The 21,039-nt window shown below is 59.6% G+C and carries 22 protein-coding genes; 21 read left to right on the forward strand and 1 reads right to left on the reverse strand.

The window, feature by feature from the left end; all coding sequences use genetic code 11:
- The 18 genes from K5D32_RS09620 to K5D32_RS09705 are packed head-to-tail and all read left to right on the forward strand — an operon-like array spanning position 1 to position 16,678.
- Positions 1 to 255 carry an acyl carrier protein gene (locus tag K5D32_RS09620; RefSeq protein ID WP_117167185.1) on the forward strand — a complete coding sequence of 85 codons (255 nt, stop codon included), beginning with the start codon at positions 1 to 3 and terminating at the stop codon, positions 253 to 255.
- Positions 252 to 797 (forward strand): hypothetical protein, encoded by a 546-nt coding sequence (locus K5D32_RS09625; RefSeq protein ID WP_221600039.1) that lies wholly within the window; start codon positions 252 to 254, stop codon positions 795 to 797. Before K5D32_RS09620 ends, K5D32_RS09625 begins: the two co-directional genes overlap by 4 nt.
- 10 nt (positions 798 to 807) lie before the next feature.
- Positions 808 to 2,496 (forward strand): acyl-CoA synthetase family protein, encoded by a 1,689-nt coding sequence (locus K5D32_RS09630; protein WP_221600041.1) that lies wholly within the window; start codon positions 808 to 810, stop codon positions 2,494 to 2,496.
- Positions 2,489 to 3,223, forward strand: a complete 735-nt coding sequence (locus tag K5D32_RS09635; RefSeq protein WP_221600043.1) for a glycosyltransferase family 2 protein — start codon at positions 2,489 to 2,491, stop codon at positions 3,221 to 3,223. Before K5D32_RS09630 ends, K5D32_RS09635 begins: the two co-directional genes overlap by 8 nt.
- Entirely contained in the window at positions 3,220 to 4,164 is a 945-nt protein-coding gene (locus K5D32_RS09640) for a glycosyl transferase (protein ID WP_221600045.1), read from the forward strand. The genes K5D32_RS09635 and K5D32_RS09640 overlap by 4 nt, the downstream gene beginning before the upstream one ends.
- Positions 4,145 to 5,692 carry a histidine ammonia-lyase gene (gene hutH, locus K5D32_RS09645; RefSeq protein WP_221600047.1) on the forward strand — a complete coding sequence of 516 codons (1,548 nt, stop codon included), beginning with the start codon at positions 4,145 to 4,147 and terminating at the stop codon, positions 5,690 to 5,692. The genes K5D32_RS09640 and hutH overlap by 20 nt, the downstream gene beginning before the upstream one ends.
- Positions 5,682 to 6,107, forward strand: coding sequence for a thioesterase family protein (locus K5D32_RS09650; RefSeq protein ID WP_221600049.1), 426 nt, complete (start codon positions 5,682 to 5,684; stop codon positions 6,105 to 6,107). The genes hutH and K5D32_RS09650 overlap by 11 nt, the downstream gene beginning before the upstream one ends.
- Positions 6,104 to 6,715, forward strand: a complete 612-nt coding sequence (locus K5D32_RS09655) for an outer membrane lipoprotein carrier protein LolA (RefSeq protein WP_221600051.1) — start codon at positions 6,104 to 6,106, stop codon at positions 6,713 to 6,715. The genes K5D32_RS09650 and K5D32_RS09655 overlap by 4 nt, the downstream gene beginning before the upstream one ends.
- On the forward strand, positions 6,699 to 9,020 hold the full coding sequence (locus K5D32_RS09660; protein WP_221600053.1) for an MMPL family transporter: 2,322 nt from the start codon (positions 6,699 to 6,701) through the stop codon (positions 9,018 to 9,020). Before K5D32_RS09655 ends, K5D32_RS09660 begins: the two co-directional genes overlap by 17 nt.
- Entirely contained in the window at positions 9,017 to 10,189 is a 1,173-nt protein-coding gene (locus K5D32_RS09665; RefSeq protein WP_221600055.1) for a sodium:proton antiporter, read from the forward strand. Before K5D32_RS09660 ends, K5D32_RS09665 begins: the two co-directional genes overlap by 4 nt.
- Positions 10,176 to 11,423: an NAD(P)/FAD-dependent oxidoreductase gene (locus tag K5D32_RS09670; RefSeq protein ID WP_221600057.1), complete on the forward strand. Its 1,248-nt coding sequence runs from the start codon at positions 10,176 to 10,178 to the stop codon at positions 11,421 to 11,423. Before K5D32_RS09665 ends, K5D32_RS09670 begins: the two co-directional genes overlap by 14 nt.
- On the forward strand, positions 11,420 to 12,154 hold the full coding sequence (locus K5D32_RS09675) for a class I SAM-dependent methyltransferase (RefSeq protein WP_221600059.1): 735 nt from the start codon (positions 11,420 to 11,422) through the stop codon (positions 12,152 to 12,154). The genes K5D32_RS09670 and K5D32_RS09675 overlap by 4 nt, the downstream gene beginning before the upstream one ends.
- A complete protein-coding gene (locus K5D32_RS09680) occupies positions 12,151 to 12,633 on the forward strand; it encodes a hypothetical protein (protein ID WP_221600061.1) in 483 nt (160 codons plus the stop codon). The genes K5D32_RS09675 and K5D32_RS09680 overlap by 4 nt, the downstream gene beginning before the upstream one ends.
- A complete protein-coding gene (locus K5D32_RS09685; RefSeq protein WP_221600063.1) occupies positions 12,630 to 13,826 on the forward strand; it encodes a beta-ketoacyl-[acyl-carrier-protein] synthase family protein in 1,197 nt (398 codons plus the stop codon). The genes K5D32_RS09680 and K5D32_RS09685 overlap by 4 nt, the downstream gene beginning before the upstream one ends.
- A complete protein-coding gene (locus K5D32_RS09690) occupies positions 13,823 to 14,278 on the forward strand; it encodes a hotdog family protein (RefSeq protein ID WP_221539408.1) in 456 nt (151 codons plus the stop codon). Before K5D32_RS09685 ends, K5D32_RS09690 begins: the two co-directional genes overlap by 4 nt.
- A complete protein-coding gene (gene fabG, locus K5D32_RS09695; protein WP_221600065.1) occupies positions 14,275 to 15,003 on the forward strand; it encodes a 3-oxoacyl-ACP reductase FabG in 729 nt (242 codons plus the stop codon). Before K5D32_RS09690 ends, fabG begins: the two co-directional genes overlap by 4 nt.
- Entirely contained in the window at positions 15,003 to 16,229 is a 1,227-nt protein-coding gene (locus K5D32_RS09700; RefSeq protein WP_221600067.1) for a beta-ketoacyl-ACP synthase, read from the forward strand. Before fabG ends, K5D32_RS09700 begins: the two co-directional genes overlap by 1 nt.
- A gap of 26 nt (positions 16,230 to 16,255) precedes the next feature.
- A complete protein-coding gene (locus tag K5D32_RS09705; RefSeq protein WP_221600069.1) occupies positions 16,256 to 16,678 on the forward strand; it encodes a hypothetical protein in 423 nt (140 codons plus the stop codon).
- A 75-nt stretch (positions 16,679 to 16,753) separates the two neighbouring features.
- Here K5D32_RS09705 and K5D32_RS09710 read toward each other — a convergent pair whose 3' ends face one another.
- Positions 16,754 to 17,638 carry a LysR family transcriptional regulator gene (locus K5D32_RS09710; protein ID WP_221593225.1) on the reverse strand — a complete coding sequence of 295 codons (885 nt, stop codon included), beginning with the start codon at positions 17,636 to 17,638 and terminating at the stop codon, positions 16,754 to 16,756.
- A 116-nt stretch (positions 17,639 to 17,754) separates the two neighbouring features.
- Between K5D32_RS09710 and K5D32_RS09715 the strand changes: the two genes are divergently transcribed.
- The 3 genes from K5D32_RS09715 (at position 17,755) to K5D32_RS09725 (ending at position 21,013) form a co-directional block, all read left to right on the forward strand.
- Entirely contained in the window at positions 17,755 to 19,008 is a 1,254-nt protein-coding gene (locus tag K5D32_RS09715; RefSeq protein WP_308125044.1) for an MFS transporter, read from the forward strand.
- Positions 19,009 to 19,085: 77 nt separating this feature from the next.
- Positions 19,086 to 20,354 carry an AAA family ATPase gene (locus K5D32_RS09720; RefSeq protein ID WP_221600074.1) on the forward strand — a complete coding sequence of 423 codons (1,269 nt, stop codon included), beginning with the start codon at positions 19,086 to 19,088 and terminating at the stop codon, positions 20,352 to 20,354.
- Positions 20,351 to 21,013, forward strand: coding sequence for a retron system putative HNH endonuclease (locus K5D32_RS09725; RefSeq protein WP_221600076.1), 663 nt, complete (start codon positions 20,351 to 20,353; stop codon positions 21,011 to 21,013). Before K5D32_RS09720 ends, K5D32_RS09725 begins: the two co-directional genes overlap by 4 nt.
- Positions 21,014 to 21,039: the final 26 nt, after the last annotated feature.

Consider the following 21,039-nt stretch of genomic DNA (forward strand, 5'->3'; position numbering starts at 1 on the left):
ATGCAAACCCGCGAAGACATTTTCGAGACCCTGCGTGCGTCCATGGTCGAGTTGTTCGAACTTGAGCCGGAGCGCGTCACCCTGCAAGCAAACCTGTATCAGGACCTGGAAATCGACAGCATCGATGCCGTAGACCTGATCGACCACATCAAGCGCAAGACCGGCAAGAAAATCGCCGCCGAAGAGTTCAAGTCGGTAAGAACGGTCAACGATGTAGTCGAAGCCGTCTATCGCATGGCCAACCCGGCGGAATGAAACGGCTGATCGGCCCCGGTCTGCTACTGATCGGTGTGCTCTACCCGTTTGCCGTCTACTGGGGCACGGAGCATTTCGCGCCCTGGCAGTTCGCCCTGTTGCTGGGCAGCCTGTGGCTGATACGCGCACTGACGGGCGAAAGGCGGACCGGTTCTCTGGCCATGGCGACAGCGGCGATTGCGTTCTGCCTGTTGCTGGGCGTGCTGGACAGCCCGCTTCTGCTGCGCTGGTATCCGGTGCTCATCAGCCTGTTCATGTTGTGCCTGTTCGGTTCGAGCCTGATGTATGGCATGCCTCTGGTGGAGCGAATGGCGCGTCTGAAAGAGCCTGAATTACCTGAGGTCGCCGTCCGCTACACGCGCCAGGTCACCCAGGTCTGGTGTGTGTTCTTTCTGGGCAACGGCCTGATTACAGCAGCCCTGACACTGTGGGCTCCCCTGTCATGGTGGGCGCTGTATACCGGCCTGATTTCCTATGGACTGATGGGCCTGCTGTTTGCAGGCGAATTGATAGTCCGCCGACGTGTCCGAGGCGGAGCATGAAATGGATCGCATGAACTGGTTAAACCTCGAAAACCTGCTGCTCGAACCCTCGAAAGATCGGCTACTGACACAAGAACCCGCCCTCAATCATGCTCAATTCTGTGAGCAGGCATTACGTCTGGCTGCCGGTTTGCAGGCCCGGAACATCAAGCGACTGGCCGTACACCTTGAGGACGCAGGCGATCTGTCCATTGCGCTGCTCGGTGCCTGGCGCGCTGGTGTGGAAATCTTGCTGCCTGCCGACCTGCAGGCCCAGACCCGCCAGCGCTGGGCGAAGCATGTGGACGTGTGGCTGACCGATCAGGCTGGCGACACCAAACCACACGAATTGCAGAACATAGCACCGCTTGCCCCCATGGCGCTGGACCTGGACGAATGTCGCCTGAGCCTGTGTACCTCGGGCTCAAGCGGCGAACCCAAACTGATCGAAAAACGCCTTCGGCAACTGGCCAATGAAGTCGAAGCCCTGGAGCAACTTTGGGGCGAGGAGCTGGGATCGGCCTGCATCATCGGCAGCGTAGCCTCTCAACATATCTATGGTTTGTTGTTTCGCGTGCTGTGGCCTTTGTGCGCCGCCCGCCTGTTCGTGCGCAAACAATTGCCGTTCCCGGAAGACCTGCAACGCGCCAGCCGGGAATATCCGGCCTTCGCCTGGGTCGCCAGCCCGGCATTGCTCAAGCGAATGGGCGACAACCTGGACTGGTCCAGCCTGAGCGCAGTACGCCGGGTGTTTTCATCCGGCGGTGCATTGCCCGCCGATGCCGCTCAGAGCCTGCAGCAACGCCTGGGGCAATGGCCCACCGAGATTCTCGGCAGTTCCGAAACAGGCGGGATCGCCTGGCGTCAGGGCGAAAGCCTCTGGCAGGCGTTCGATGGCGTACAACTGAGTCAGAACATCGATGGCGCGCTGTGCATCCGTTCGCCCTACATGCCCGCCGCTCATGTCGAGCAGACTGCCGATGCTGCCCGCATCGATGAAGATGGCCGTTTCGAGCTGCTGGGGCGCCTGGACCGCATCGTCAAGCTTGAAGAAAAACGCATTTCCCTGCCGCTTCTGGAAGAAGCCCTCATGAGCCATGAGTGGATCAAGGACGCGCGCCTGGGAGTCGTTCAGGAAAGCCGGGCATCGCTTGGCGCCTTGATTGTGTTGAGCCCGGGCGGAATGCATGCGCTACGCAACCAGGGTCGACGTGCCCTGACCCAGAGCCTTCGCCAGCACCTGAGCGCCCATTGCGAGGCCATTGCCCTGCCGCGTCGCTGGCGCATGCTGCGGCAACTGCCGTTCAACGCCCAAGGCAAGCTGCCGCAGGCGCAAGTCCAGGCATTGCTCATGGCTCCGCGCCCCAAGCAGCCAGAGCTGCTGAAACAGCAAACCGTCGACGCTGAATTGCACCTGGACCTGCTGGTCCCGCCGGACCTCGCGTATTTCAGCGGGCATTTCCCCAAAATCCCGGTGCTGCCAGGCGTGGTGCAGGTCGAGTGGGCAATGCATCTGGCCCGGCAACTGCTGGAGGTACCGCCTGTGTTCGCGGGCATGGAAGTGCTCAAGTTCCAGCAACTGGTTCGCCCGGGCGATCGGCTCAAGCTGACCCTGCGCTTCGATGCCGAACGCTCCAAGCTGTATTTCGCCTTCACCAACACCGACAACGCTCCCTGCTCCAGCGGGAGAATTCTCTTGGAGGCCAGCCAGGATGCATAACCCCTGCGCCGTTATCCCGGTGTTCGATCATGAGCTGGCCGTACCCGATGTCGTCAAGGCATTGCGGGCAGCCGGGTTGCCGTGCGTTCTGGTCGATGATGCCAGCAGCCAGAGCTGTGCGGCTGTGCTGCAATCGCTGGCTGAAAACGATCAGGTCTTTCTGGTCACCCTTGCGGTCAACCAGGGTAAAGGCGGCGCGGTCATGGCCGGGCTGCGTGAAGCTTCGCGACTGGGTTTCAGCCACGCGCTGCAAGTCGATGCCGATGGCCAGCATGACCTGAGCGATGTCGCGGTGTTTCTGGACAACTCGCGTCTCTACCCGGAGGCGATCATCTGCGGCTATCCCGAGTATGACGCCAGCGTCCCGAAAGGCCGGCTATATGCCCGTTACCTGACCCATGTGTGGGTCTGGATCAATAGCCTGTCGCTACAGATTCGCGATTCGATGTGCGGTTTTCGGGTCTATCCATTGCCGCCCGTACTGAAACTGATCGACTCGGTTCACGTCGGAAAACGCATGGACTTCGACCCGGAAATTCTGGTGCGCCTGTCATGGCGCAAGCAGCCGATGCGCTGGCTGCCGACTCGGGTTCACTACCCCCAGGACGGGCTGTCACACTTCCGCCTGTTTCATGACAACGCACTGATTTCCAAGATGCACACCAAGCTGTTCTTCGGCATGCTGCTGCGTCTACCACTGATCCTGTGGCGGCGGTTGAAGCCATGAGTGACAACCCGCAGAAGCAGCATTGGGCCAACCACGAAGAGCGTGGCAGTTTCCTGTTGATGAAGCTCACCGCCTGGGGCGTGCGTGTGCTGGGCCGGCGTGTGCTCAGCCCGGTGCTATACGGCATCGTTCTGTATTTCTTCCTGTTCGGTCGTCGGGCTCGCCGAAGCATCTGGCAATACCAGCAACGGCTGGCGCACTGGAGCGGCAAGCCTGAACTGCGCCCCACTCAATGGCGGGTTTTCGGCCAGTTCATGGCCTTTGCCGATGCTTTGCTGGACAAGCTCGACGTCTGGAACGGCAAGCTCGGGATCGAGCAGATTGAAATCGTCGACCCCGCGCTTCTGCGCGATCAATTGCGAGGCGAGCGCGGTCAGTTACTGGTCGGGGCGCATCTGGGCAATCTTGAAGTCTGCCGTGCGCTGGCCGAGCTGGGCGAAAAGGTCACCATGAATGTGCTGGTCCACACCAAGCACGCCGAGCGCTTCAACCGCCTGCTGGGTCAGGCGGGCGCGAACAATCTGCGCCTGATACAGGTCAGTGAGCTGGACCCGGCAATCATGCTGCAACTGAGCCAGCGCCTGGATGAAGGCGAATGGCTGGCCATTGCCGGGGATCGCGTCACCCTGCACGGCGGGCGCAACGTGCAGGCTGATTTCCTCGGCCAACCGGCAAGCTTCCCCCAGGGACCATGGTTACTGGCCGGGCTGCTCAAATGCCCGGTCAATCTGTTTTTCTGCCTCAAGGGCCCGAAGGGTTACCGAGTGATTCTGGAACCCTTCACCGATGCCATTCAATGGCGCCGCAGCGACCGCGCCGAAGTGATTGCCCACTGGGCCAGCCGCTATGCCGAACGCCTTGGGCACTATTGCCTTGAGGCTCCGCAGCAGTGGTTCAATTTCTACCCTTTCTGGAAGTCCGATGACGAATCAAGCTCCTGACACGGTCATGTTTGGCGAACGCGCACTGCGTATCGAGGACGTTCTGGCCCTTGCCAATCGCCAGGCACCTACGGCCCTGCAAGGCGACAGCGCCTTTCGGGAGCGCATCGCCAAAGGCGCGCAGTTCCTGGATTCCCTGCTGGACAAGGAAGGCGTGATCTACGGCGTCACCACCGGTTACGGTGACTCCTGCGTGGTCGCCGTGCCGTTGCAGCACGTCGAGGCCCTGCCCCGTCACTTGTACACCTTTCACGGTTGCGGCCTGGGCAAGCTGCTGGATGCACAGGCCACCCGTGCGGTCCTGGCTGCGCGCCTGCAATCCTTGTGTCACGGTGTTTCCGGTGTGCGCGTCGAGCTGCTGGAACGCCTGCAAGCCTTTATCGAACACGACGTCTTGCCGCTGATTCCGGAAGAAGGCTCGGTGGGTGCCAGTGGTGACCTGACGCCCTTATCCTATGTGGCAGCCACCTTGTCCGGTGAACGTGAAGTCATGTTCCGTGGCGAGCGACGTCAGGCCAGCGATGTACATCGCGAACTGGGTTGGCAACCGCTCCAGCTCAGGCCCAAGGAAGCGCTAGCATTGATGAACGGCACCGCCGTCATGACCGGTCTGGCCTGTCTGGCGTTCGCCCGCGCCGATTACCTGCTGCAACTGGCAACCCGCATCACGGCTCTGAATGTCGTAGCGCTGCAAGGTAACCCGGAGCATTTCGACGAGCGCCTGTTCGCCGCCAAACCTCATCCGGGCCAGACTCAGGTCGCCGCCTGGCTGCGTCAGGATCTGGCCATTGATGCGCCCACTGCGCCGCTGCATCGTCTACAGGATCGCTACTCGCTGCGTTGCGCGCCCCATGTACTGGGCGTGCTGGCAGACAGCCTGAACTGGTTGCGTTCGTTCATCGAAATCGAACTCAACAGCGCCAACGACAACCCGATCATCGATGCCGAAGCCGAGCGCGTCCTGCATGGCGGGCATTTCTACGGCGGGCATATCGCCTTTGCCATGGACAGCCTGAAAACCCTGGTGGCCAACGTCGCCGACCTGCTGGACCGGCAACTGGCGTTGCTGGTGGACACACGCTACAACCATGGCCTGCCGAGCAACCTGTCCGGCGCCAGCAGCGAACGGGCCATGCTCAATCACGGTTTCAAGGCCGTGCAGATCGGTGCCAGCGCCTGGACCGCCGAAGCCCTTAAAAACACCATGCCCGCCAGCGTGTTCTCGCGTTCGACCGAATGCCACAACCAGGACAAGGTCAGCATGGGCACGATTGCTGCCCGGGATGCCATCCGCGTACTGGAACTGACCGAGCAGGTCGCTGCCGCCACACTGATCGCCGCCAATCAGGGCGTCTGGTTGCGCAGTCAGGCAGATGACGCACGTCCATTGCCACCGGCACTGGCCGCCATGCACGAGCAACTGGCTCAGGACTTCCCGCCAGTCATAGAGGATCGCGCCCTGGAAGCCGAGCTGCGCCTGTGCCTGAATCGCATCGCCAACCGCCACTGGAGGTTGCATGCGCAGTAAGGGATTCATTCACGTCGACACAGAAGTGACGGTGCCGTTTTTCGATGTCGACATGATGAACATCGTCTGGCACGGCCACTACGTCAAATACCTGGAAGTCGCTCGCTGTGCGTTGCTGGACCATATCGGCCACAACTACACCCACATGCTGGAGTCCGGCTACGGCTGGCCCGTGATCGACCTGCAACTGCGCTACATGCGGGGTGCTGTGTTCGGCCAGAAACTGATCGTGCGCGCCAGTCTGGTGGAATGGGAAAACCGCCTGAAGATCAACTACCTGATCACCGACGCCAGCACCGGGGAGCGCATGACCCGCGCCAGTACGGTTCAGGTCGCCGTGAGTCGGGAAAGCCGCGAGATGCAACTGGCCTCCCCTCAAGTCTTTATCGATGCCGTCCAGAAGGTCATGCCATGAACCGCGCCATTCGGGCTCTGTGCCTGTTCAGCATGATGTGCCTGCCGTCACTGGCATTGGCCTTCGATCTGCAACAACTCAGTGATCAACTGGCCAAACCTGTAGTAGTACAGGGCAACTTCGTTCAGGAAAAACACCTGCGCGCACTGCCGCAACCCTTGCTCAGCAAAGGCCGTTTCGTTCTGGCCAAAGAGTTCGGCCTGCTCTGGCTGCTGGAAACGCCACTGAAACAGGATTACCGCATCACGCCAGCCGGTATCGCTCGCCGCGAAGCACCGGGCAGCGGCCCCTGGAAACTCCTGCCGGGCAAGAGCGCAGGCGCCGAACAGAACCGACTTTTTCTCGCCGTACTGCAAGGCGACAGCAGCGGCTTGCAGCGGGACTTCGAGCTGCAATTGAAAGGCGACGCCCAAGCCTGGCAGCTCACCCTCATCCCGCGTTCACTGCTGCTGCAACAGGTCTTCAAGCAGATCAATATCAACGGCGGCGAACTGGTCAACCGTATCGAACTGCTGGAAACCCAGGGCGACAGCACTGTTCTGAAAATGCTCGACAGCAGCAGCTCCCAGGCCTTGACCGACGTGCAGCGCAATGAATTCAACAACTGAACGCCTGCTGCCGCGCCTGTTCCTGCTGATCCTGGCGGGCGTTCTGGCCCTGGCCGGGTGGCAGTGGCGTGACCGCTCGCCACTGTCGGCCAACCTGATGGAGCTGGTGCCCGGCACCAACACCGATGCCTTGGTACTGCGCGCCGAACAGCGCATGCAGGAACCGCTCAATCGGGAAATGCTGGTACTGGTCGGGCATGCCGACCGCCAACAGGCCATCGAACTGGCTCGCCGATTGAGCGAACAATGGCAAGCCAGCGGACTGTTCGAGAAAGTGCAGTGGTCATTGCAAGCGGACCTGCCGGCCTTGCGTAATCAGCTGTTGCAAGGCCGGGTGGCGATGCTGCCAGATGCAGACCGCGACCTGCTGATCAACGATCCACAGGCCTTCATCGAGCAGCGCGTACAAAACCTGTTCGATCCATTTGCAGGATTCAGTCTGGTGGCGAGTCAGGACGACTGGCTGGGCCTGACCGGGCGGATTCAGAATGGGCTGCCGAAACAGGGCTCGGTCCAGCCGGATCTGGCCAGCGGCGCATTGATTGCCGTGGCCGATGACAAAAGCTGGGTATTGCTGCGCTCGCGCACTCGCAGCGATGCATTCGACATGCACCTGCCCACCCAGGTCGCGAACCTGCTGGATGCTGCTCGCGAACAGGCCAGACAGGTCGACGGCCAGTTACTGGCAGCCAGCGGCCTGCTGTATGCCGCCAATGGGCAGAAACAGGCCAGCCGGGAAATCACCTGGGTAGGTGGCGGTGCCACGCTGGGCATTCTGTTGCTGCTGTTGCTGGCTTTCCGACGCTGGAAAGTGCTCCTGGCCTTCGTGCCAGTGCTGGTGGGCATGCTGTTCGGTGCAGTGGCCTGCGTGGCGTTCTTCGGCAGCATGCACGTCATGACGCTGGTACTCGGTTCCAGCCTGATCGGCGTAGCCGTGGACTACCCGCTGCACTATCTGTCCAAGAGCTGGAGCCTGAAGCCATGGCGAAGCTGGCCTGCCTTGCGCCTCACATTGCCCGGTCTGAGCCTGAGCCTGATCACCAGCTGTATTGGCTATCTGGCCCTGGCCTGGACGCCATTTCCAGCCTTGACGCAAATCGCCGTGTTCTCGGCTGCCGGCCTGATCGGGGCCTACCTGACAGCGGTCTGCCTGCTGCCGGCGTTGCTCGCCAAGGTCGAAATCCATCCCGCGCAATGGCCTCTGGCTCTGGCACAACACCTGCTCGATTGCCGCGAAGCCTTGCTGCAACGCATCAGTACTCCCGTACTGTTGGCAGTGCTGTTGGCGTTCTGTGCAACAGGCTTGTGGCAACTGACCACTCGAAACGATATCCGCCAATGGGTTTCGGCGCCTCAGGCACTGACAGACGAAGCCCAGGCCATCGCCCGCATCACCGGCTACCAGCCCACCAGCCAGTTCTTTCTGGTTCGGGGCAAGGATGAGCAACAATTGCTGGAGCGCCAGTCGGCACTCACCCAGCGACTGGAACAACTGGTCAATGTCGGCAAGCTGCAGGGCTACATGGCGCTCAATCAACTGGTCGCATCGCCCGCCGACCAGCAAGCCACACGCACTGCACTCTCCCGTCTGGAGCCGCTTTGGCAGCCTCTGGTCCAACTGGGCGTACCGGCCAGCGCATTGCAGGCCGAGCTGGCTCGACTGCAAGCGCTGCCCTCACAAAATATCGACCTCGCCCTCACCGGACCACTCAGCGAACCCTGGCGCACGCTCTGGCTCGGCCATGACGATAACGGCGTGGCCGGCATCGTAAGTTTGCGAGGTCTGAACGATCCCGCTCTGCTGAAGACTCAGGCGCAAGGGCTGGAAGGTGTACAACTGGTGGATCGCCTGGGCGAACTCAACAGCGTATTCGCCGCCACCCAGATCAGCGCCGCCGAACTGAAGCTGCTGTCCTGCGTATTGATCGTCCTGTTGTTGATCGTGCCATTCGGCTTCGGCGGTGCCTTGCGCATTGTCGCCCTGCCCTTGCTGGCGGCACTGTGCAGTCTGGCAAGCCTGGGCTGGCTCGGTCAGCCGCTGACCCTGTTCAGCCTGTTCGGCCTGCTGCTGGTGACGGCGATCAGTGTCGATTACGCCATTCTCATGCGCGAGCAGATCGGCGGCGCTGCCGTCAGCCTGCTGGGTACGCTGCTGGCGGCTGTCACCACCTGGCTTTCGTTCGGCTTGTTGGCGATATCCAGTACCCCGGCCATCAGCAATTTCGGGCTCTCCGTCAGCCTTGGGCTGGCGTTCAGCTTCATCCTTGCGCCTTGGGCAAGTCCGAAGAAGGAACATCGCTCGTGATGATCCTTCTGTTCTGGCTGATGGCGCTATTGGCCTTTGCCCTGGCAACCTGGGCGGGTCAGCGGCTGGGGCTGATTCCCATCGTCAGTCAGTTGCTGCTGGCGACCTTTGGTTTGCCGCTGCTGATGCTGTTCTGGATCGAGCCGAACTGGCAACTGAGCGGCGCGCAACTGGTGTCGCCGGTATGGCTCAAAACCTTGTATGGCCTGGCCTTCGCGATAGTCCTTGGGCATATCCTCAGCGATGTCATCGATGCCCGACTGGACCGCCAGAGCCTGAAAGTCGCGATTCCGAGCTTTCTGGTGCCCTTCATTACAGGCCTGGCCTGTGCGCTATGGCTGCTGCCGGACCAATCCTGGCTCAGCTCGCTGGCCATTGGGCTGGTGTTCGCGATCACTGCAATTCCGGTGCTTTATCTCTATCTGCAACACATCGGCTACCCGCCTCAGGCGACACGCCGTCTGGTGCAGACCGCGATCCTCATCGATCTGGCCTGCTGGAGCCTGTTTGCCATGGGCCAGGGCAGCCTGAAACCCGCCAGCCTGTTACTGCCGTTGCTGGGAGCCTGCATTCCCTTGCTGTTTCGCCTAGTGGGCCTGCGCCAGCCGTTGCTCTACAGCCTGACGTTCTTTGCAATGCTGGTGGTAGCCGAGCACTACAAACTTAACGCGCTGATCTTCGGCATTGGCTATCTGCTATGCATGTCGCGCCTTGGGCAAACCTGGAGGCTGCCGCTGCCTGCGGCCCTGTTCAAACGCTTGCAGAACCAACTGGCGATCCCGTTGCTGCTGACCTTCGGCATTGTGCAAATCAACATACACAGCGCCATGAGCACCCTGAGCTGGCTGCAACTGGGCGCACTGATCATCGTCCCCATCGTCAGCAAGATGCTGGGGAACTGGATCGGTCTGCGCTGGGCTCCACCCTCTTTTGCAGGCGCAAGCCGCTGGCGCGAAAGCGTGCTGCTGAACATCCGCGGTCTGAGCGAAATCGTCTTTCTCAATCTTCTGCTGCAACAGCAACTCATCAGTCCGGCGCTGTATTTCGCGCTGATGCTGATGAGCCTGCTGGCGACGCTCATGCCTGCCCTGACCGGCATGGGTCGCAAACCGTTGCCGTCCTCCCTTAACACCGACCAACCGATAAGGAATTCTTGTGCCCCTCACTGACATGGAAAATCGGCAGGTTGTCATCATTGGTGCCGGCCCTGCCGGTGCTATCGCCGCAGCGTTGCTCAAACGCAAGGGCCATGATGTTCTGATCATCGAACGCCAGCTGTTTCCACGCTTCTCCATTGGCGAAAGCCTGCTCTCCCATTGCCTGGATTTCGTCGAAGAAGCCGGCATGCTCGAAGCGGTTGAGGCGGCCGGATTCCAGAAGAAAAACGGTGCAGCCTTTGCTGTCGGTGATCAGTACAGCGATTTCGATTTCGGTGACACGTTCAGCAACGGCAAACCCACGACCTTTCAGGTCCAGCGCAGCGAGTTCGACAAGCTGCTGGCCGATCAGGCAGCGCTGCAAGGTGTTGAAATCCGCTATCAGCAGGAAATCATCAACGTCGACTTCAGCAGCTCGCAGCCCATCCTGAGCGTTCGTCGTGAAGACGGCAGCGAGTACAGCGTGCAAGCCGTGTTCGTACTGGATGCCAGCGGTTATGGCCGCGTCCTGCCGCGTTTGCTGGACCTTGAAGCTCCGTCCGGCTTCCCGGTGCGCCAGGCCGTGTTCACCCACATCGAAGACCATATCGAAAGCCCGCCCTTCGACCGCGAGAAGATCCTGATCAGCATTCATCCCGAGCACCGGGACGTCTGGTTCTGGTCGATCCCGTTCAGCAATGGCCGCTGTTCTCTGGGCGTGGTGGCTTCGGCTGAGCGCTTCAAGGATAAGCCGCAGGATCTGGACGCCTGCCTGCAAGCATTCGTCGATGAAACACCACAGCTCAAGAAGGTGCTGAAAAATGCCGTCTGGGATACGCCAGCACGGACCATCGGTGGTTATTCGGCCAACGTAAAAACCCTCTACGGCCCGGGCTTCGCACTGCTGGGCAACGCGGCGGAATTTCTCGACCCGGTGTTCTCGTCCGGCGTGACCATTGCCATGCGCTCGGCCAGCATGGCCGCCAACCTGCTGAGCCGACAGTTACAGGGCGAAAGCGTGGACTGGGAAACCGGATTCGCCATCCCGCTCAAGCGCGGTGTCGATACCTTCCGCGCCTATGTCGAAGGCTGGTATGACAACAGCTTTCAGGACGTGATTTTCTACCCCGACAGCACCCCGGAAATCCGCCGCATGATCAGCGCCATCCTGGCCGGTTATGCCTGGGATGAACGCAATCCCTTTGTCAGCGAGCCCAAGCGCCGGTTGCGGATGCTGGCCGAGTTCTGCGCGAGTAACGCCTCATGAACCAGCCATTCCTGAGCGACAGCTATGTCGAAGAAACCCGTTTCGGGTTCTGGTTCCTGCGCAGCCACACCTGGCAGCATCACGTCCTGCGGGTTGCGATCAATGATCTGCGCACGCTGTTCAATGGCCAACCGCCTGAAGCGCCGGTGCTGCTGGATGCCGGTTGCGGTCAAGGCAAGTCCTTCCAGTATTTGCGTCAGGTCTTCGCACCTTCACGCTTGCTAGGTGTGGACGCCGACCCCCACAGCCTGAAGATGAGCCGTGAAGAAGCTCGCCGCCAGGGTATCGATATCGAGCTGATCGGCAGTGATTGCGCCGCCCTGCAATTGCCGGATGCCAGCGTCGACATGCTGTTCTGTCACCAGACCTTTCACCATCTGGTCGAGCAGGAAAAAGCCATTGCCGAGTTCTATCGCGTGCTGAAGCCGGGCGGTTATCTGCTGTTCGCCGAATCCACCGAGGCCTATATCGACACTTGGGTGATTCGCTGGCTGTTTCGCCACCCCATGCATGTGCAGAAAAGCGCAGCGCAGTACCTGGAGATGATTCGCGACCAGGGCTTCGAGTTTGAAGCGGAGAATGTCTCGTACCCCTATCTGTGGTGGAGTCGTTCCAAGGACTTCGGCTTGCTGGAGCGCTTGAAGCTGCTCAAGCCCAAGCCGTTCGGGCAGCGCGAAGAAACCCTGGTCAATGTCGTGGCTCGCAAGCCCCTGACCGGCGAGGCGTCATGATCCGCGCTTGGCTTTTCGTGATTCTGCTGCTGAGCGGCTGTGCCAGTCAGGCACCGTTGCCTGCGGCCATGCCGTCGTTACAGTTACCAATGCAGCTGCACATCCAGCGTGAGCAGGCCGATCAGCGCCAGGACTGGCTGCTGATTATCCAGCGTGAAAATGCCGGGTTGCGCTGGTCCTTGATGGACCCGCTGGGCATTCCCCAAGCACGCCAGTTGCTGATTCAGGGCAAGTGGCAGGCCGATGGCCTACTGCCGCCGAACCCGGAGGCGCGTGAGCTGTTCGCAGCACTGCTGTTTGCCCTGACACCAAACGAAAAGCTGCTCATCAGTTATCCTGCCGCGCAAGATCAACAACAGCAGCGTCGCCTCGATGACCGCTGGCGGGTCGATTACCGTTCTGCCACTGTCTTTACGCTGAAGCTCAAGGAAGGGCTGAGTTATGAAATCACCCCCTTGAATGTCGAGACCTCACAATGACTGCCTACCTCAATGCCATGGGGCTGATCTGTGCCCTGGGCAATGGTCCTGAAGAGGTGTCGCGCAAGCTGTTCGCTGCCGACAGTTCGGGGATGGTTGCAGAGAACGGCTGGGTGCCCGACCGGGTATTGCCGGTCGGCGCAATCAAAGATGCCCTGGCTCCCATCCCCGCGTCATTGAGCGCACAGGGCAGTCGCAATAACCAATTGTTGCTGACCGCCGCCCTGCAGATCGAAAGTGATATCCGTCAAGCCATCGAGCGTTATGGCGTCGAGCGTATCGGAGTCATTCTGGGTACCAGCACCTCGGGTATCGACGAAGCCAGCAACAGCATGGCGACCTGGCTGCGCGACCAGAGTTTCCCCGAACATTACGACTATCAGCAGCAGGAACTGGGCGCACCGGCGACCTTCCTGGCGTCATGGCTGGAACTGCGCGGCCCGGCCTATGTGATTTCCACAGCCTGCACCTCCAGCGCCCGCGCCTTGCTCAGCGCAAGGCGAGCCTTGGACATGGGTCTGTGCGACGCCGTTCTGTGTGGTGGCGTGGACAGCCTTTGCAGGCTGACGCTCAATGGTTTTTCCGCGCTGGAAGCCGTGTCGCAACAGCGCTGCAATCCATTCTCAGTCAACCGCGACGGCATCAATATCGGCGAAGCGGCCGTCCTGTTCCTCATGACCCGTGAAGCCAGCGGCACACACTCGATCGCCCTGCTCGGGGCCGGTGCCAGTTGCGACGCTCACCATATCTCCGCGCCAGAGCCCAATGGCCGTGGAGCCCGGCAAGCCATGCAACAGGCACTGGACAATGCCCGGCTCGCTGCCCGGCAAATCGGTTACCTGAACCTGCACGGCACCGCGACCCAGCACAATGACGCCATGGAAAGCCTGGCCGTGCAGGCGGTATTTCCCTACGGTGTTTCGTGCTCTTCGACCAAGCCTCTCAGCGGCCATACCCTCGGTGCCGCCGGTGCCCTGGAAGTCGCGTTCTGCTGGCTCACTCTTGCACCGCAGAACAGCGAACGGGCCTTGCCTCCTCATCTGTGGGATGGCCAGGCCGATCCATTGTTGCCAGTCCTGCAATGGACACTGCCCGGCGCGCAGCTGGCGCTCACTGACTCCCGCTACCTGATGAGCAATTCCTTTGCTTTCGGCGGCAACAACATCAGCCTGATTATCGGAGATGCACCATGATCGATTGGCCGCTCGCCGAGTTGATCCCCCATGCTGCCGACATGATCCTTATCGATCAGGTCCTGAGCTTTGACGAAGAACAGATCCAGACCCGCGTGACCGTGCGCCCCGATGGCTTGTTCAGCCAGCCGGATGGCAACCTTCCCGCCTGGATCGGCGTAGAACTGATGGCCCAGAGTGTTGCGGCCTATGCCGGTTGTCAGGCCCGTCTCAAGGGCGAGCCTGTTCAGTTGGGCTTCCTGCTCGGCAGCCGAAAATACGAATGCAACGTCGGGCATTTCCCGGCTGGCAGCGAGCTGACGATCAAGGCCACACGCTCATTGCAGGACGACAGCGGCATGGGTGTCTTTGAATGCAACCTGACCGGCCCGGACATCCAGGCCTTTGCCCGCCTCAGTGTCTATTGCCCACCCAACGCCGCCCAATACCTGACCGAAGGAGCCATGGCATGACTGAATCGATACTGGTCACCGGCTCCAGCCGTGGCATCGGCCGCGCCATTGCGCTGCGTCTGGCCCAGGCCGGATATGACCTGGTCCTGCATTGCCGCAGCGGTCGCAGTGAAGCCGAAGCCGTTCAGGCCGAGGTCATCGCCCTGGGTCGTCAGGCCCGCGTTCTGCAATTCGACGTGAGCGACCGTGCCACCTGCAAGGCGATTCTCGAAGAGGATGTTGAAGTCCATGGCGCCTATTACGGCGTCGTGCTCAACGCCGGCCTGACTCGCGATGGTGCCTTTCCGGCTCTCAGCGAAGAAGACTGGGATCAAGTGCTGCGCACTAACCTCGATGGTTTCTACAACGTGCTGCACCCGGTCATGATGCCGATGATTCGCCGTCGTGCGGCTGGCCGGATTGTGTGTATCACGTCGGTCTCGGGCCTGATCGGCAATCGTGGGCAGGTCAATTACAGCGCTTCCAAAGCGGGCCTGATTGGCGCAGCCAAGGCTCTGGCCATCGAACTGGGCAAACGCAAGATCACCGTCAACTGCGTGGCACCGGGCCTGATCGATACGGCGATGCTGGACGAAAACGTTCCGGTGGACGAACTGATGAAAATGATCCCGGCCCAGCGCATGGGCACGCCTGAAGAGGTCGCCGGCGCGGTGAACTTCCTGATGTCCGCGGAGGCAGCCTACATCACTCGCCAGGTCCTGGCCGTCAACGGAGGCCTGTGCTGATGAAGCGCGTTGTCGTTACCGGCATGTCCGGCATTACTTCACTGGGCAGCGACTGGGCCAGCATCGAAGCCAACTTTACCGCTAACCGCAGCGGCATCCGGCGCATGGGCGAGTGGGATCGGTTCCCCGAACTCAACACACGGCTGGCCGGACCTGTCGACGACTTCGCAGTCCCCGAGCACTGGACCCGCAAGCAGTTGCGCAGCATGGGCCGGGTATCGCGTATGGCTGTGGGCGCGTCGGAAAAAGCCCTGATAGATGCAGGCTTGCTGAATGACCCGATCATTCGCGACGGTCGCATGGGCACTGCATGCGGCTCCTCGACTGGCAGTACCGACGACATAAAAGCATTCGGCAACATGCTGCTCAACTCCGTGGCAGAAGGCCTGAACGCCAACTCCTATGTGCGAATGATGCCCCACACCACGGCAGCCAATATCAGCATCTTCTTCGGCCTGACCGGACGCTTGATCCCGACCTCCAGTGCCTGCACCAGCGGCAGTCAGGGCATCGGCTACGCCTATGAAGCGATCAAGTTCGGACGCTTGCCGCTGATGCTGGCAGGGGGCGCTGAAGAACTGTGCCCCACCGAAGCCATGGTTTTCGATGCGCTGTACGCAACCAGCCTGAAAAACGACGCGCCGCACACCAGCCCAAGGCCTTACGACAGTGGGCGCGATGGGCTGGTGATTGGTGAGGGTGCCGGCATGCTGGTGCTCGAAGAGCTTGAGCATGCATTGGCCCGAGGTGCGCATATCTACGCGGAAATCGTCGGTTTCGGCAGCAATGCCGATGGCGCTCACAGCACCCGTCCGGAGCAGATCACCATGCGCCGCGCCATGGAGCTGGCACTGGAAGACGCCAACCTGCCGCCAGAGGCCGTCGGCTACGTCAACGGCCACGGCACAGCCACCGAGCAGGGCGATATCGCCGAAACCCTGGCGACCAGCAGCCTCTTTGGCCCGCGCATGCCGATCAGCTCGCAAAAAAGCTTTTTCGGTCACACGCTCGGTGCCTGCGGCGCGCTGGAATCATGGTTCAGCATCGAAATGCTCAACCGCGACCGTTACATCCACACGCTCAATCTCGACAGCATCGACCCGCAATGCGGCGAGCTGGATTACCTGATCGGCGAACCCCGGCAAATGAGCAACGAGTATGTGATGAACAACAACTTTGCGTTTGGCGGGGTCAATACTTCGCTGATTTTCCGCCGCTGGCACTAAACCGATCTACCTACGGAGTAAAGGGAATGAATCTGATCCACCGCATCGTCGCCTTGATGGCTCTGGCCTTGTTGATAACAGGCTGTACCAGCAAGCCGGTGTACAACGCCAAGGAAAACTTCTCCAGCGAGATGGGTTTCAGCAACGAGCAGATGAGCCGTGCAATCGTCACCGCGCTCAATGATCGCCAATGGGTCGTGCAATCGATAAAACCGGGCATGATCAAAGCCGCCATCACCGTGCGTGGCCGTCATCATGCCGAGGTCGATATTCCGTACACCCCGACCTCGTTTGAAATCGACTACCGCAGCAGTACCGGCCTGGACTACAAGGACGGCCAGATCCACCGTAACTACAACCGCTGGATTAACCTGCTGCGTGAAAGAATCCTCAAGGAGCTGTCGATCAATCCAGGCATCCAGGACTTCAATGCGGGGCATCGTCAATGACGACGTGATGATCTGGCGCAGGATGAACGCAAATCCTTGTGGGAGGGGGCTTGCCCGCGACGGGGCAAGTGAAATCTACCGGCCAGTCACCAGTTCAAAGAACGCCTTAGCCATTGGTGACTGTTCATCCTTTCTCTGTACCAGCCATACCGCGCTGGTTGCCGCCGGGTCCAGCAAGGTTCTATAGACCACGCCCTCGATGCGCATTCGCTGGTAGGACGCAGGCAGAACCGTTACACCCAGACCGGCTGCCACCAGCCCGATGATGGTCATCACCTCTCCGGCTTCCTGGGTAATCAGCGGGCTGAAACCGGCGTCTCGCGCCAGCTCCAGTATCTGGGCGTACAAACCGCTGCCATAAGTGCGTGGGAAAAACACGAACGGCTCGGTCGCCAGCTCCGACATGTACAGCCCCTGCTCGCTGCACGCCGCCAATGGATGGTCTGAACGCATGATTGCCACCAGTGGCTCGCGCAACAGCTCGAAAGACACCAGTGAATCAGGCAAGGCCAGCGGACGCATGATGCCGACCTGTATCGATCTGTCCTCCAGTTGCTCGGCCACATCCTTGCTGGTCATCTCCTTCAAGGCCAGGTGTACAGCCGGGTACTTCTGCCGAAAAGAGAAAATTGCCTGTGGGATGCTGGAGGTAAAAGGCGCCGAAGCGGTGAAACCGATCTTCAATTCGCCAAGCTCACCCAACTGTGCCCTACGCGCCACATCGGCAGCCTTGTCGACCTGCGCCAACACGCCACGAGCTTCTTCGAGAAACAGCCGCCCGGCTTCGCTCAGTTGCACCCGCCGGTTAGTGCGGTCGAACAGACGCGCTCCCAGCTCCTGCTCCAGCGTCTGGATCTGCTGGCTCAGCGGCGGCTGGGAAATACCCAGCGTCTGAGCGGCACGGCCAAAATGCAGCTCTTCGGCAACTGCGATGAAGTAACGCAGATGACGCAATTCCATGCGACCTCCGATCAAGTCGTTTTACATATCAAACAGGTCGAACAATATATTGGATTGAATGATTTCGGCGCTATATGCTTTTTTCATTACCTGTCTGCCGCGCCCCGAGGTCCATCGTGAACCCTGCCGTTGCCCCGCTTTCCACAGACTCTCAGCCCACCGCTGCCGCAGGCGACAGCTATATCGAAAAAAACACACCGGCTTTCACCAGGACAGTGCTGGCGCTGTTCGCCGGAGGGTTCGCGACCTTTGCCCTGCTGTATTGCGTGCAGCCGATGATGCCGCTGCTGTCCCAGGAGTTCTCGATCAATGCCGCGCAAAGCAGCCTGATCCTGTCGGTTGCGACGGCAATGCTCGCCATTGGCCTGTTGATCACCGGGCCGATTTCCGACCGGTTGGGGCGCAAGCCGGTGATGGTGCTGGCGCTGTTCTGTGCAGCCATCTCCACCATTGCCAGCGCACTGATGCCCACCTGGGAAGGCGTTCTCGTGACACGCGCAATGGTCGGCCTGTCCCTCAGCGGGCTGGCGGCGGTGGCCATGACTTACCTCAGCGAGGAAATCCACCCGATGCACCTTGGCCTGGCCATGGGGCTTTATATCGGCGGCAGCGCGGTCGGCGGCATGAGCGGACGGCTGATTACGGGAGTGATGATCGATTACGTAAGCTGGCATACCGCGATGCTGGTGGTCGGCGGTCTGGCACTGATTGCTGCAGCTGTGTTCTGGAGAATCCTGCCCGAGTCCCGCAACTTCCAGCCCCGCTCGCTGCACCCGCGCAGCCTGCTGGACGGTTTCGTCCTGCAGTTTCGCGATGCAGGGCTGCCGCTGCTGTTTCTGCTCGCCTTTCTGCTGATGGGCGCGTTCGTCACCCTGTTCAACTACATCGGCTATCGCCTGCTGACCGAACCCTACAACCTGAGCCAGGCAGTGGTGGGCGTGTTTTCGATCGTTTACCTGTCGGGCATCTACAGCTCCGCGCAGATCGGCGCACTGGGCGACAGGCTGGGACGGCGCAAAGTGTTGTGGGCCGTCATCGTCATGATGCTGATCGGCCTGGCCCTGACCCTGTTCAGCCCGTTGGCAGTCATCATTGTCGGCGTCTTGATCTTCACCTTCGGCTTCTTCGGTGCCCACTCACTGGCCAGCAGTTGGGTCGGTCGCAGAGCCGTCAAGGCCAGAGGCCAGGCCACTTCACTGTACCTGTTCTGCTATTACGCCGGCTCAAGCGTGGCCGGAACCGGCGGTGGCGTGTTCTGGCATTACGCTGGCTGGAACGGCATCGGCCTGTTTATTGGCATCTTGCTGCTGATCGCACTGGGCGTAGCCTTGCGGCTGTCGAGGTTGCAGCCGCTGCCTGCAAAGGCCTAGTCACAGACTGAACGCTGGCAGACACGGCAAGCCAAGGTACACTGGCGCATCTGCCAGACTTGGTAAAGGAAACCAGCATGCGCCTCGACCATCTCCACCTACAGAATTTTCGTTGTTACGAAGATGCTCATTTTGATTTCCAGCCGGGGTTTAACCTGGTGGTTGGGGTCAATGGGAGTGGGAAGACGTCGTTGTTGCAGGGGGTGGCCGTGTCTCTTGTGCCGTTTGGCAACGCGATGAAATGCGACGAAAAAAATTTACCCATCGAAGATGTGCGCTTCGTTGTTGATAAGTACGAAGGGCGAAGCCGGTTTGAACGCAAACTTCCTGTTTTCATAAAAGCCGAGGGTGACATTTTTGGCCTTCCGGACTGGGGAACGATACAGCTGGCTGATATCTGGGAAGCAGCCGTCGACCCATCATTCCTGACGCACATGGAAGAAGTACATGCCAAGTGGAATGCGGGGGAGCGTATCGATCTACCAGTACTGGCTTTTTATCGTGCCAATCGCCGGTGGAAAAGCGCTAACGTATCGGCAGAGTTTTCGGCACAACAGAAATTATCCCGTTTCGATGGCTACCTGAACTGGTTTGATGCCGTAGCCGACTTGCGCGACTTTGAAAGCTGGTTAATCGCCAGGACTCTTGAGCGTCTTCAGGACAAGCTGGACTCGAAGTCCAACAGCGAACCCGAGGATGAACTCACATGGGTAAACCAGGCGATACAGCTCGCAATCCCTGATGCGCTTGACCTCAGATATGACTTGAGACTGCAAAGTCTGCTAATCGATATGGGGCCAGGCAAGACTGTGCCGTTCCACGACCTCAGTGATGGGCAGCGCAGTTTGATTGCTCTGATAGCCGATATTGCGCGTCGGATGTGCATCCTCAATCCACAGATGGGGAAAGATGTTCTGGAGAATACCAATGGCATCGTGATTATCGATGAGTTGGACATACATCTTCACCCAGCCTGGCAACGCAATATTGCTCCTACGCTCAAAAAAGCATTCCCGAAAGTGCAATTCATTGCCACAAGCCATTCACCACAGATCATCGGCAGCCTGCAACCCGAAGAAGTCATCCTGCTGCATAACGGCAAGGCCTCTAACCCGAGAACGACCTACGGAATGGACTCCAGCAGCGTGCTTGAAGAGGTCATGGGCGTTACGCAGCGCGATCCAGAGATCGAAAAGTTACTGAACCAGCTATTTTCCACACTGGAAGATAACAATCTCGAAAAGGCCAAGCTGCAACTGGAAGAACTCAAAGCGCTGACTCCAGACCTTCCTGAATATGCTAGAGCTCAGGCTCTGATAACCCGCAAAGAGATGATTGGCAGATGAGGAAAGTACTCAAGGGAATTGAGCCGCTGTCTTTTACACGCTGGAAAGTCAAAGCAGAAAGAGAAAACCGCAAGCCTACCTATAAATCACTGACTCGCTCTGCGCCACAAAAGAAAAAAGAGGTCCATGAAAGCCTGCTGAGAGAGCAAGCCTATCTGTGCTGTTATTGCGGGGATGAGATATCCGAGCAAACCAGCCACATAGAGCACTTTCGCCCAAAATCAGACTATAAGAGCCTGGAACTTGACTATAGCAACCTGCATGCCTCCTGCTTGCGCGACGTGGGTGAGCTACAACAAAGAGAACCTGATTACCTGCTGCATTGCGGCCATAAGAAAGGCAATCTCTTTGATGAAGCTCGGCATATCTCCCCACAGGATGAAAACTGCGAAAGCCGCTTTCAATATACGCTGAGTGGCGAGATAAAACCGACAGACGCAGATGATGAAGCCGCATCAAAAATGCTCGAAATCCTCGCGCTTGACACCCTTCGGTTGAATAACCGTCGGGAAGAAACGATGCTCGGTATCTTCAATGACGACTTCTTGCTTACGGCAAGCAAAGACGAGCTACAAATAATCGCCCAACGCGCCCGTGGACAACAAACACGCTTTTGCCACGTTATTGCCCGGTACGCTGAACAACTCCTCACCGTCTGACGCACATGAAAACGCCCGGCAAAAAC

The sequence above is a fragment of the Pseudomonas cichorii genome (genome assembly GCF_019719005.1).
In the GTDB taxonomy this organism is placed as follows: domain Bacteria; phylum Pseudomonadota; class Gammaproteobacteria; order Pseudomonadales; family Pseudomonadaceae; genus Aquipseudomonas; species Aquipseudomonas cichorii_E.

Bases quoted from the DNA above. Each gene is read 5' to 3' on its own strand.
- hutH (WP_221600047.1), top strand. From the start codon at position 4,145: ATGACGAATCAAGCTCCTGACACGGTCATGTTTGGCGAACGCGCACTG.
- K5D32_RS09630 (WP_221600041.1), top strand. From the start codon at position 808: ATGAACTGGTTAAACCTCGAAAACCTGCTGCTCGAACCCTCGAAAGAT.
- K5D32_RS09640 (WP_221600045.1), top strand. From the start codon at position 3,220: ATGAGTGACAACCCGCAGAAGCAGCATTGGGCCAACCACGAAGAGCGT.
- K5D32_RS09680 (WP_221600061.1), top strand. From the start codon at position 12,151: ATGATCCGCGCTTGGCTTTTCGTGATTCTGCTGCTGAGCGGCTGTGCC.
- K5D32_RS09685 (WP_221600063.1), top strand. From the start codon at position 12,630: ATGACTGCCTACCTCAATGCCATGGGGCTGATCTGTGCCCTGGGCAAT.
- fabG (WP_221600065.1), top strand. From the start codon at position 14,275: ATGACTGAATCGATACTGGTCACCGGCTCCAGCCGTGGCATCGGCCGC.
- K5D32_RS09705 (WP_221600069.1), top strand. From the start codon at position 16,256: ATGAATCTGATCCACCGCATCGTCGCCTTGATGGCTCTGGCCTTGTTG.
- K5D32_RS09690 (WP_221539408.1), top strand. From the start codon at position 13,823: ATGATCGATTGGCCGCTCGCCGAGTTGATCCCCCATGCTGCCGACATG.
- K5D32_RS09675 (WP_221600059.1), top strand. From the start codon at position 11,420: ATGAACCAGCCATTCCTGAGCGACAGCTATGTCGAAGAAACCCGTTTC.
- K5D32_RS09655 (WP_221600051.1), top strand. From the start codon at position 6,104: ATGAACCGCGCCATTCGGGCTCTGTGCCTGTTCAGCATGATGTGCCTG.
- K5D32_RS09620 (WP_117167185.1), top strand. From the start codon at position 1: ATGCAAACCCGCGAAGACATTTTCGAGACCCTGCGTGCGTCCATGGTC.
- K5D32_RS09660 (WP_221600053.1), top strand. From the start codon at position 6,699: ATGAATTCAACAACTGAACGCCTGCTGCCGCGCCTGTTCCTGCTGATC.
- K5D32_RS09725 (WP_221600076.1), top strand. From the start codon at position 20,351: ATGAGGAAAGTACTCAAGGGAATTGAGCCGCTGTCTTTTACACGCTGG.
- K5D32_RS09720 (WP_221600074.1), top strand. From the start codon at position 19,086: ATGCGCCTCGACCATCTCCACCTACAGAATTTTCGTTGTTACGAAGAT.
- K5D32_RS09650 (WP_221600049.1), top strand. From the start codon at position 5,682: ATGCGCAGTAAGGGATTCATTCACGTCGACACAGAAGTGACGGTGCCG.
- K5D32_RS09635 (WP_221600043.1), top strand. From the start codon at position 2,489: ATGCATAACCCCTGCGCCGTTATCCCGGTGTTCGATCATGAGCTGGCC.
- K5D32_RS09625 (WP_221600039.1), top strand. From the start codon at position 252: ATGAAACGGCTGATCGGCCCCGGTCTGCTACTGATCGGTGTGCTCTAC.
- K5D32_RS09700 (WP_221600067.1), top strand. From the start codon at position 15,003: ATGAAGCGCGTTGTCGTTACCGGCATGTCCGGCATTACTTCACTGGGC.
- K5D32_RS09710 (WP_221593225.1), bottom strand. From the start codon at position 17,638: ATGGAATTGCGTCATCTGCGTTACTTCATCGCAGTTGCCGAAGAGCTG.